This is a genomic window from Alphaproteobacteria bacterium, assembly GCA_018063245.1.
In the GTDB taxonomy this organism is placed as follows: Bacteria; Pseudomonadota; Alphaproteobacteria; order JAGPBS01; family JAGPBS01; genus JAGPBS01.
On sequence record JAGPBS010000063.1, the window covers coordinates 1 to 11,077 of the forward strand.

Genomic DNA, 11,077 nt, shown 5'->3' on the forward strand with positions numbered 1-11,077 from the left:
ATATTTACCTATATGAGAAGGCAGAGGGTCCTTTTGACAGCTATTGCCGTACGGTATTTAATTTGCTCGAAAAAGAAGTTTTTATGAGTGATCTTAGCCATCAAAAAACAATACGGCATGAGCTGAGACAAGTTCGTCGGATTTTAATTCAGGCAGCAGATATTCCAACACAGTTTATTTTTGATCGCCCCGTATATGAATTGTCAAACTCTTTAGAGATCAGGGGTCTATCGCAGTTTCATGACATTAGCTTATTGACCAGAGTGCTGATTGAGAAATTTAAGTCTCTTGGGACGCTTAATTTGCCAATGCGACAACAGATTTTAATGTTGATATATGCACGGTATCCACTGCTTAAAATTCCGGCACGTGTTTATAGTTTGGATATTATTCTTGAGAGCGCTAAGTTAGAGCAAGATTGTCTCAAAAAAAAGATGCAAGAAATGGTGCAGGCTGAGACAGCGAGAGCATTTCCGCCATATGAGAGTCGCATAACGCTGAGCAAAGATCTTGCTGACCTGCAGATGATTTATCGTGGTATGATTCCTTTAGTAGAAGCAATTAGTTACAACAGAGCTGTTCTTTATGATGCGAATGATGAACAAGGCCTCGATTTAAAGAATTTCTTTCAAGGAGGAGGCAAGCCAGTTGCTTATGCAGGTGTTGGTAGTTCTGTGAATTTTGAAAATAGATTAAAGCACTTGATGCTCGAGCATTTAACAGAAGGTGATCTTTTCTTAGATATTGGATGCGGTGTAGGGGCGCAAAGCTATGCTTTGTTACAACGCGGTGCAAAAGTTGTGATGAATGACATGGATGCCTGTTCGCTTTTGAAATTTATGGAATCGGTTGAAGATATGAGGAAAAAGATGGGGCCTCCCTTCGATTTTACTCATGCTTTTTTGAGCTATGGTTCTTTTTTTGAGATTGCTCATCATTACAAAGATCAAAGTTTTGATGGGATATTGTGTAATCATGTTCTGCATTATATGACTCCAGATATGATTCAATCGATGTTTAAAGAGATGTATCGGCTTCTTAAGCCTGGGGGACATATTTATGTTTCTACCTTAACGCCCTATCACCCTTCTTTCAGGTATGTTACTCATAAATTGCTTACTGCCCAGAAAGAGCAAAGTCTTTGGCCGGGAGAGATTAAAAATAGTGATGAGGAATGGATTCATGACATTGGCGTTGATCCGTCATACAATCCCATGCGCATTTTTCCGCCCTATATGCATCCGCAATATACAAAAATATTGGATCGCGAAGCCAAAAAAGTCCAGTTTAAAGTGATTGAGTCTGGCTATTTTGGCTTTCCGGCGGATAGTTTACTCATTGAAGGTGATCCAAGAGGGGTTTTGTTTAAGAAGCTTCTGATGGAAGGAGAGGTTGGAGAAACTGTTTTATCATTGTATCGTAAGGATAAAAGTATCGCTTATCTGGTTGCAACCCGAAAATAAAGCTTGACTTCTGGGGCTGGGCGCGGTAAATATTAATATATCTCCATTCAGAGATTTCTCCCCCCCTTTAGAGACTGTATGACATTCTGTGTTGCATTTCCACTTTTCGTGATCAATCATCTCTCTAGAAATTCCCCCTGATCTACTACATTCACTTGACTTAAGGACACAATCAATGCATTTGAAAGAATTAAAGCATAAATCACCTGCTGAACTATTGGCTTATGCTGAAGAATTACAAATTGAAAACGCAAGCAATTTGCGCAAACAAGATATGATGTTTGCCATTTTAAAAAGGCTTGCCCAAAATGGCGTGACCATTTACGGCTCGGGTGTTGCTGAAATATTACAAGATGGTTTCGGATTTTTAAGATCGCCTGAGTCTAACTATTTGCCAGGTCCGGATGATATTTATATTTCTCCACAGCAAGTGCGTAAATATGGCTTTAGAACGGGTGATACAATTGATGGTCAAATTAAAGCACCTAAAGATGGTGAGAAGTATTTTGCTCTTTCTGTTGTCGAAAAAATTAACTTTGAAGATCCTGAGAAAATTCGTCATCGCATCAACTTTGATAACCTAACGCCTTTATTCCCAGACAAAAAATTGAGTCTTGAGTCTGATGATCCGACCAAAAAGAACTTCACATCACGCATTATTGATTTAATTTGTCCGATTGGTAAAGGGCAGCGTGCCTTGATTGTTGCACCGCCGCGGACAGGTAAAACCATTATGCTTCAGTCAGTTGCCAATGCGATTGCGCACAATCATCCTGAGGCTTATTTGATCGTTCTGTTGATTGATGAGCGTCCAGAAGAAGTAACAGACATGGCGCGTTCCGTTAAGGGCGAGGTTGTGAGTTCCACTTTTGATGAGCCCGCATCACGACATGTTCAAGTTGCAGAAATGGTGATTGAAAAAGCGAAAAGATTGGTTGAGGGTAAAAAAGATGTGATTATTTTGCTTGATTCGATCACGCGTTTGGCACGTGCTTACAACACGATTTCTCCGAGTTCAGGGAAAGTTTTGACAGGTGGTGTGGATGCCAATGCGCTTCAGCGCCCAAAAAGATTCTTTGGTGCAGCCAGAAATATTGAAGAAGGCGGCTCACTCACTATTATTGCAACAGCCCTTGTCGACACGGGTAGCCGGATGGATGAGGTTATCTTTGAAGAGTTTAAAGGAACGGGTAATAGTGAAATTATTCTTGACCGTAAAGTTTCTGACAAGCGTATTTTCCCAGCGATTGATGTTGGAAAATCCGGTACAAGAAAAGAGGAGCTTTTGGTTGATAAAGGAACTCATTCCAAAATGTGGGTCTTGCGTCGTATTTTAATGCCGATGGGTGCATCAGATGCCATTGAATTCCTGCTTGATAAGTTAAAACCAACCAAATCAAACAGAGATTTCTTCGACAGCATGAACCAGTAGTTTGAGAGTTAAAAAAAACCGCTCTTTCGAGCGGTTTTTTTTGTTTGTGTTGCTGTCTAGGTATCGCAATCACAGCGCCCGCAACAAGAACAGGAACAAAGTTATTCTCTGCTGCATTGCCTGCAGCATTGATTGCTGTATTCACATCTCGGCCAGTGAAAAGAGCTGCAACAGCTGTGCTGACCTTTTACTTCAATCTGATTCAGATTGAAGTAAAGAATCCTAGCATCTTTTAACTCTGTTGATATCTATGCTATTTTTATCACCTCAATCTTTCCAACACCTGAATCAACTCTTGACACAGTGCTTTGTGTTGTTCTGATTCTCTACCAATTACGAACAAAATTGTTTCAAGAGTTAGATAGCTGGCTTTCATATTTTTTCTTAAGCAAGTTAACGTCTCCTGTGAGTTTAAAATTCTAACAAATATTATCATTATTTGTTCAGGAGCTTGCTTATAAAGCTCATCTAGGTGAGTCAATAAATAAGGTAAATAAAAATCGATGCCATAATATTCAATAGCGTGAATGACGCCATCAATCACTTCAGGGTAATCTGACTCATCCTTAAGAAGATGAAATAAAACTTCCAGATGATCTGGGTTTTTTAACAGAACGAGGCTATCAAGAGCTTTATTAAAAGCCACAATCTGCTCATAATTTATAAATTCTTGATTTTCTTTAAGGCTGCGTATTAACACGTCCTCTTTAATTTCGACCATCTTTCACTCCAAACAAATTCGGGTATTTTTCTTTATTTTTATTGATAACCTGTTTTAGACTATCATGAATTTCAGGTGTATACACCCCTTCATCTCTATAAATCAAACGCATATCTCTAACATCTCTCGCAAGGGCTTCCCTCGGTGTTTCATCAAGTTTTGCTGGGCGTCCATAAGTTCGAGTTAAACGATGTCTTCCACCAATTCCTGGTGTTGGTTCTTGGACCATCATTGAGATGCCATCAGGTTTCTTTACACCATGATGCTCCATAAATCGAGCCGAAGGTATATGATGAGCACTCAAATCATCACCAGGTTTTGCAGACATTTTCAGCTCTTTATATGTGCCAACCTTACCTTCATTTGGTAATAATTTTGACGGGTGCTTCCTTAATTCATTTTTATTTACCTCAGACTTCACCCTAAGATCAATATTTTTACCAGTATTTTCAGCTTGCTGAGCAGTTGTGCCTTCTGCATGCTGAACAAGTCTGTCACCAGCATTTTGAAGGCCTTTGCCTATTTTAGAATTGGCTATCGCCTGACCAGCTTTGGAATTAGCAGCCGTCCGCGCACTTAAGCTTGCACCTTGTTTTGCAGCGGCGACTGCATCAGCAAAGCCTGCGCTACCTTGAGCAGCACGAGAAATCGCACGAGCACCTGAAGCTCCTTTAATCACTGCCTTTCCAGCTTGAGCAACCTTTCCAGCACCGCCAGCGGCATTCAATGGATCTGCGACAAGCTCAAGAGCAAGCGCTCCCCCAAATCCTGCAGTGACTGCAACATGCGGATTACCCGTTACATTAAGAGCTAGTTTTTGAGTAGCGTTCCGAGTCTTTCCGCCCCACTTAGCAGACGCTCTATCTTTTATATCGCCAGCTATCTTAAAGTATTCAGCACCAGGGGCTAGATTTCTAAAGTCTTCTGGGTTTTTTATATGGCCTGAATAGGCTGCTGCAATACCAAAAAACTAAGACTTAAAAATCAAGCTTTATGAAAGGGAAAGTTTTTTTGAACCGCTCAACAACGTGAGGATATTGCTCAAGACGTTTGAGAGCGGTTTTTTTTGTAATAGGAATTGCATCTTCATCCAAATCTGGCCTTCTTCGAAATGCTATACCCCAAAATACTTCTGACTCTTTGTCCGTAAGACCATCATCTGGCAATATATTAGGAAACTTATCTCGCATAATTTGATATATATCACTGGATATTTTAACATCGCTAAGATCAAAAAAATAAGTTGGTAGATTTTGATGTCTTTCAATCATTAAGTATACCCATGTAATAAATTCATCAATTGTGATAGAACCTCGGCGTATTGCTAAAACTACATATGCAAATTCATTATCGTATACACAATTTTCATAACTCATTTCACTTTTACTCCATTTTTTATAATGCCAACACTTCCAGTATGTTCAGTATCAGCATGAGTTTTTTTCTCAATCAACTGCATCCTTCTTGCTTGTTGATCATGATGCCAAGTGAAACCGTCGATCTGAGCCTTTCCTGATTTAATATCTTTAAGTTGTTGCTCGCTAAATTTATAAGCAGGAATTCGACCAGCTTCAATATCAGCTCTTAATTGTCTTGTAGCTGCTCTCATATGAGATGCTCTATTTTTATTTTGAAAATCATTTAACTTAAGGATTGTTTCATATTTAATTCCAGCAGAAGTAGTATCAAACATCGGATTACCACGCATATCATACACGACATTAGATACGGGATTTCGTTGTCCGGCATATTTCATACCGGCTGAACCTTCAAGAGCTAGTGTTGTCGATTTGACGCTCCCCGCCCCATAAACAGCCTCTAAATCATGCCTCATCGCAAATGGGTCAAATGGTTTCTGAACCAATTCATCAGATAATGAAGCTCTAGATTCAACTGGTTTAACCTTGCGATCTGCAAGCTTCTTCTGAACGGATTGACCAACTTTATTCGTACCATTCTGAGCGACTCTTGGACTCGAATTGCTCTCTACATTTTTTACCCTAGGACTCATGTCTTTGGCAACAGATTTTTCACTGATACCAGCTGCGGCTTCTCTTACGCCAGAAACACCCTCGCGTGCAAGATTACCCATCTCTGCACCTCGAACAGCGGCGCCAACTTTACTCGTGCTTGAACCAACTCCCGCACCAGCATAAGCGAGTTCTCCGCCTCTGGTCATCGTTCCAGCGGTCTGAACCATGTTCTTTGTAAATACGGCTGCTTTCTCAATGCCATTTGCGATTGCAACGCCGCCTTGAACTGTGGCTCTACCAGCACTTGATAGGCCTCCTGTTCCAACTAAGACAACGATGTCCGGTAAAAAATCACCTGCAGCACGGCCATTGGCAATGGCTCTGTCACTGCCCATTCCGAGGAAGGCGCCTATAACTTCTCCTGTTGAGCGTCCTGTCCATTTCAAAGCACTCCAGCCAACACTTGCTGCGTCCTTTGCAACCTTCACGGCACCTGAACCCAAAGCAAGGTTGCGGTACTCAGCACTCTCTTCATAGTTTCCAAGCAGAACTGAGCCAAAATCGTTCATATAATCAAAACGATCTTGACGTTTGAGTCTTTCCCAGTCTTGGCGTGTGAGGCCGGCATTCGGATCGATCAGAACATCATTCGTCCGGGCGTGGATCTCTTGACTTGCTTGTGCGACGGCTTTTGCTTCCTTAACAAGCCACTCCAGGCTTTTACCAGCAGCATAACGCGCTGATGTTCCAAGAGAATCATCACCAGCTTCATAAGCAAGCTTTGCACCAGCTATTCGCTTTAACTCGAAGTCCTTACGGTAGTATCTTGAAGTAATCTAGATTTTATTTATAAGATGGCTCATAAGAACTAAACTTTTCGATCCATCCTTCTTCTGTGTATAACTCACCTGATAATCCATCACTAATATCTCTTAAGCTGACATAATTTTTTTCATCATCAGTGTATCGAATTAAATCATATTCTTCGTGCTGTTCGATCATCCAGAGTACATAATCAATTGTTGTATCCAATGTATCTAGAACAACCTCATTCATAGTCAAAAGAACCTCTGGATCTAACTTTGATAATTTTTCGTACAAAGATATTCCAGTTTTAGATTTAATTTTGCCTGCTTGAGTTTTCAAAAAATCTCTCATGACTTTATCACGTACAAAATGAATATAAATCTCACCAAACTGATCAAGAATCAATCCTTTATCCACAATTAACCACCTTTCTTTTTACTTACCATTCCAGGGTATATTTACTGGAGACCTAACTCCCTGCGATCTTAAATCTTGCAAAGATTTTGCTACAATTGAACGTGCTTTTTCTCTAGGAACACCAACCTCTACAAGAGATTCAACTGCTATTTTTGTATGTTCAGCTAAAGTATTTGGTCTTCCTGACATCGTTAGCTCTCTGAATTTTCTACGTTGTACTTACGTAATCGAGTTATGTTTTATGTCTAGGCTATCCATCATTTCCTCACTCATTGAAAACCCTTTTTTCGGATCATAGTTAACATGCCCCTCAAAAGCCTTTTTCGAATGAACGTGATGCCCTTTTACCTTACTGTAAGGCCCCATCATATCTAATTCTTCTTGAGATAATGGGCTTTTATTCACCTTAGGTTTTACCCGAAGATCTATCGGTTCTGCAAGAGCGTTTTTTCTAGTTGATGAACGGCAGCCTGTTCAGCTTTTACCAGGCCAACTTTTTGAAGACCTTCTGTGACTGACTCAAGAGCTGAACGACCATACTTTACAACTGCCGCCTCTTCAACAGCCCCTTTCAAGGCGCCTGTCTTCTGAATTATCTTCTGACCAGCTTTACTCTCAACAACTTTTTCAACAACGCTAACTGCGACTGTGTGAGCACTATTAAGCAGAGCTTTCGAGGGTTCAATTGTCTTACTTGAAACTGATGTCGTAACTTTCTGTAAGGCAGGATATTCAAGACGAGCGGCCTCAAAGGCTAAAACCGCACTCGGATATACTTTACCTGCAACTTTAAATGTAGCACCTCCAACAACCGTAATCACGCCTTCTAAAATCAAAACGTCTGCTGCAGCTTCTGGTCCACCCTCCTTGTAAGCCGTGCCAACCTCATAAGCTGTTAAAGCCAGACCCCCAAGTAACAATGCCCCCTTCACCCAATTGTTAGCTGTCGCATTTTGAGCTGTTTGAACTGACATATCCACATCTTGTCCTGTAAGTAAACTGACACCCGAGGAACTCAACTCGCTCAAATGCTGAACCATCTCAATTTTATGTGATAAAATTTGTTGATACTCAGCTCTATCGAATGGTCTACCTTCCCGATCTGCTTTAGATTGGGCTTCTTGTAAAGCTTCCTCGGCTATATTCTGTCCTAGAGCCTCTGCTGTCATCTCTGAAGCGACTGATCCTATTGCCCCTCCAATCACCCCTTTTTTACCCTCTAAAATATATCCTGCTGTCCCTCCCACAACTCCATGAGCTATTTTATGGGTAACATAATCAATATGCTTATCTTGTTTGGATCCAGCTTCTTCAGATAAAGAGGCTTCTTCAGGATTGCCATGGTACATCTCCCCAATCTCCTGTGCTGCAAGACCAGCGCCAAAGTCAACAAAGCCTCCGATCGCATTTCGCTGCACAGCATTTCCGAAGTCATCACCATAGATGACTGTTTCAGCAACTGTTTGCGCTCCTCTTTGAACAGCAACATTTTGCATGCGAGCGCCCACACTATCCGTGCTCGCTGGAATATCAAGCGCTCCTCCAACACCATGTGTAAGCCCTGCAGTTGCAACAGCAACAGCGAGACTGCGCATTTGCTCTTTGCTGGCAAGCTCAGCAAATACCTTGCCAAAATCCCCCTTATTGTTTACAAGACTCACAGAGGCTGTACTCACAAGACTCATAAAGGCAGCTTTTGACATTGCTCCCATGAGGCCTGCCATCGCTGTGCTCATTCCCGCACTGCTAGCCGCACCTGCAACACCAGCTGAAACCGCACTGCCTGCACCTGCTGTTGCAATCGCAACGGCAAGTGCAATAATTGCAGCGCCGCCTGGCGTTAAGCCACTTTGTTTGTGATTCCAATGTTTGTGAAACTCTTGTTGCAAATGAACTTGAACAACAGGATCTTTTGCGAGCTCCGCAAGCCAAGCTGTATCTGGATTTTGAGAGAGAGTAGAATTCTAGCGTTTTGATTCCATGAAGATAATCAGCTCTTCGCATTCAGCATCATACATTTTGGAGCGGGCTTTAAGAAGCTCAATGCCTTTGAGCATAGCTTCTTCTTGATCAGGCTTGTAAGTTTCTCTTAATCTTTTGAGCTCAATGGGACTAAAGAGAGTGATCATTGATCGTCGAACTGACTCAAGACTCTTTTCATCTCCAGCCTCATACATAAATTTTATAAATTCGCCAGGTGTTCTCATCTTTGGATAAATAGAATTTGCCGGCCGAAATTCAACACCTTTACATTTTTTCAATTTTGTAGCCAGAGAGGGGTGGATGATTTCGCGTTGTGTCCCATAGAGATATGCAAGCTGAAATGGATCTATGCCTTCTTTTTTAAAAACCAATCGCTTGATTTCAAACCAATCATGCTCTAGGGCTTCTTCATCTCTGTAGAACAAATCTGATTTGTCGCGATCAATACAATCAATCTTATTTAAAAGATTGATGGCATAATAATCATGATTTTCAAATTTCTGTATATTCTTATCAGAATTTCTAATAATAACCGAGAAAGCCTGAAACTCATCCGGACAATTTTCTTTTAAGACATTGACAACTCTTTGATGAACAATTAGAGGTATTAAATCGTTTCCTGCCAAAAAGTCATATTTTGTAAATTCATTTGGTTGTGCTTTAATTCCGAAAATAATGTCATATTTTTTTTCTTCAATCTTTTTTCTTAAACATAAATTGTCAAGATCAAAGCTTTTCGGAGGTTCAAATCCATAATAATCCAAACTATATTTACGTCCAGGCCCACCTCTCACAAAAATAAAGAGAGGATCATTCATTTCTATCAGGGTTTTGCTCATTTTTATTCCTTCATTTTATTATTTTTAATCCGAGAGTCTTTGCATCATCCACTCATCACGCAGATCTTGAGCTTCCGGTCTAAAGTGCTTATTAAGTGGGATCTTTCCTTCACGTAAGAGAGCTCTTTGAGGTGTGACAATTTGCTTTTGAATTTCTTGAATCGTTTTTTCATTCGACCATCCATGCAATATTTTTTGCTCTTTGATAGCATCCAATGATTTTTGAATTCCTCTTTCTACCTCTACAACATGACGACCTTGATGAAATGATCTGTTGGTATTTAGTAGAGAATCACCTTTAACTGTTGGTAAAAACATTTTGTTTGACCTCTGTTGAATATCATAACCAATTGACTTCAAAAATTTATCATTTTCCAAAGTCTGGGGAATAATATGATGAACTTGTGTTCCTTCAACAATTCGGCTACCATCCTTTGCACGACTGATTTTAGCTGTGCCAGTTGGCTTCACTCTCAGATCAATATTCTTACCAGTATTCTCAGCTTGATGCAAAGCTTCTTTACCGCCCCTACTTACACCCCAATCTTGAAGCTTTTTCCCCGCGCCTTTAACAAGGCTAGAATCTGTAACACGCGCTGTTATATTCTGAACCTTGCTGCTTGCAGCATCAACAAGTTCTCCGCCGGCTTTGACGGCAGCTTGGCCAATCTTACTCCGAAGCATTTTTGTCGCTTGATTCTTCACAAAGCCAGCTGCTGCTTTACGCATCGGTGCTGGGATCAATTTTTCACCAGGAATCACTGCCATCCCCACTAAAATACTGCTTTCTATCGCAGCTTCTGTGTCACCTTTTTGATAAGCGTCTAAAGCTTCATAAGCCTCATGAGCAGTGTCATAAACATTATAAGCCTCATAGGCAAGAACCAATCCCGCACCAATCAAAGGCAACACATTATTCTCTGCTGAATTGCCCGCAACATGGGTTGCAAAATTCACATCTTGACCCGCACTTAAAGCCACAAGGCCAGCGCCCAGTTTTGCATATTGAACTGAGTTTTCCTTGGCATTTGCAATATAAGCTTCTGCCTCAGCTGGGCTCATACCACCTTTTTCAAGTTCTTGCTCAAAAGTTTTCTGATAATGTTTTCCAAACTCTTCAGTTAAAATCTCACCAAGTGGTGCTGCAATCGCACCAGTTAAAATATCTTCTCCTGTAACCCCTGCTACCGTTGCACCTAGAACGACATGAGCAAGCTTATGGGTGACGTAATTGAGCTCAAACTCTCCTTGTAGAGGCGTATCTGAACCAGATGCAGCTGCTGTATCGAGTGAATTTGCCATATCATGAGAATCCCCATGGTACATCTCCCCAATCTCCTGTGCTGCAAGACCAGCGCCAAAGTCAACAAAGCCTCCGATCGCATTTCGCTGCACAGCATTTCCGAAGTCATCACCATAGATGACTGTTTCAGCAACTGTTT

General features: G+C 41.0%; 11 protein-coding genes and 1 pseudogene. 3 read left to right on the forward strand and 9 right to left on the reverse strand.

The genetic code is table 11. From position 1 onward, the window contains the following. The 3 genes from KBF71_08165 to KBF71_08175 all read left to right on the forward strand — a co-directional run. Positions 1 to 1,463 (forward strand): class I SAM-dependent methyltransferase (locus tag KBF71_08165; GenBank protein MBP9878288.1); only part of this gene is annotated, 1,463 nt, incomplete at its 5' end. Positions 1,464 to 1,638: 175 nt separating this feature from the next. Further along, positions 1,639 to 2,895: a transcription termination factor Rho gene (gene rho / locus KBF71_08170; protein ID MBP9878289.1), complete on the forward strand. Its 1,257-nt coding sequence runs from the start codon at positions 1,639 to 1,641 to the stop codon at positions 2,893 to 2,895. A 44-nt stretch (positions 2,896 to 2,939) separates the two neighbouring features. Next, positions 2,940 to 3,131: a hypothetical protein gene (locus KBF71_08175; GenBank protein ID MBP9878290.1), complete on the forward strand. Its 192-nt coding sequence runs from the start codon at positions 2,940 to 2,942 to the stop codon at positions 3,129 to 3,131. A gap of 26 nt (positions 3,132 to 3,157) precedes the next feature. Here KBF71_08175 and KBF71_08180 read toward each other — a convergent pair whose 3' ends face one another. The 9 genes and pseudogenes from KBF71_08180 to KBF71_08220 form a co-directional block, all read right to left on the reverse strand. Further along, positions 3,158 to 3,616, reverse strand: coding sequence for a hypothetical protein (locus tag KBF71_08180; GenBank protein MBP9878291.1), 459 nt, complete (start codon positions 3,614 to 3,616; stop codon positions 3,158 to 3,160). Further along, positions 3,603 to 3,905, reverse strand: a complete 303-nt coding sequence (locus KBF71_08185; protein ID MBP9878292.1) for a hypothetical protein — start codon at positions 3,903 to 3,905, stop codon at positions 3,603 to 3,605. The genes KBF71_08180 and KBF71_08185 overlap by 14 nt, the downstream gene beginning before the upstream one ends. A gap of 688 nt (positions 3,906 to 4,593) precedes the next feature. Further along, on the reverse strand, positions 4,594 to 4,992 hold the full coding sequence (locus tag KBF71_08190) for a hypothetical protein (protein MBP9878293.1): 399 nt from the start codon (positions 4,990 to 4,992) through the stop codon (positions 4,594 to 4,596). Beyond that, on the reverse strand, positions 4,989 to 6,158 hold the full coding sequence (locus KBF71_08195; protein MBP9878294.1) for an HNH endonuclease: 1,170 nt from the start codon (positions 6,156 to 6,158) through the stop codon (positions 4,989 to 4,991). The genes KBF71_08190 and KBF71_08195 overlap by 4 nt, the downstream gene beginning before the upstream one ends. 274 nt (positions 6,159 to 6,432) lie before the next feature. Next, entirely contained in the window at positions 6,433 to 6,813 is a 381-nt protein-coding gene (locus tag KBF71_08200; GenBank protein ID MBP9878295.1) for a hypothetical protein, read from the reverse strand. 18 nt (positions 6,814 to 6,831) lie between these two features. After that, positions 6,832 to 7,179: pseudogene (locus KBF71_08205) on the reverse strand (hypothetical protein). 59 nt (positions 7,180 to 7,238) lie between these two features. Beyond that, positions 7,239 to 8,702 carry a DUF637 domain-containing protein gene (locus tag KBF71_08210; protein MBP9878296.1) on the reverse strand — a complete coding sequence of 488 codons (1,464 nt, stop codon included), beginning with the start codon at positions 8,700 to 8,702 and terminating at the stop codon, positions 7,239 to 7,241. A 75-nt stretch (positions 8,703 to 8,777) separates the two neighbouring features. Then, positions 8,778 to 9,635: a hypothetical protein gene (locus KBF71_08215; protein MBP9878297.1), complete on the reverse strand. Its 858-nt coding sequence runs from the start codon at positions 9,633 to 9,635 to the stop codon at positions 8,778 to 8,780. A 24-nt stretch (positions 9,636 to 9,659) separates the two neighbouring features. Next, on the reverse strand, positions 9,660 to 11,077 hold a 1,418-nt coding region (locus KBF71_08220), incomplete at its 5' end, for an AHH domain-containing protein (GenBank protein MBP9878298.1).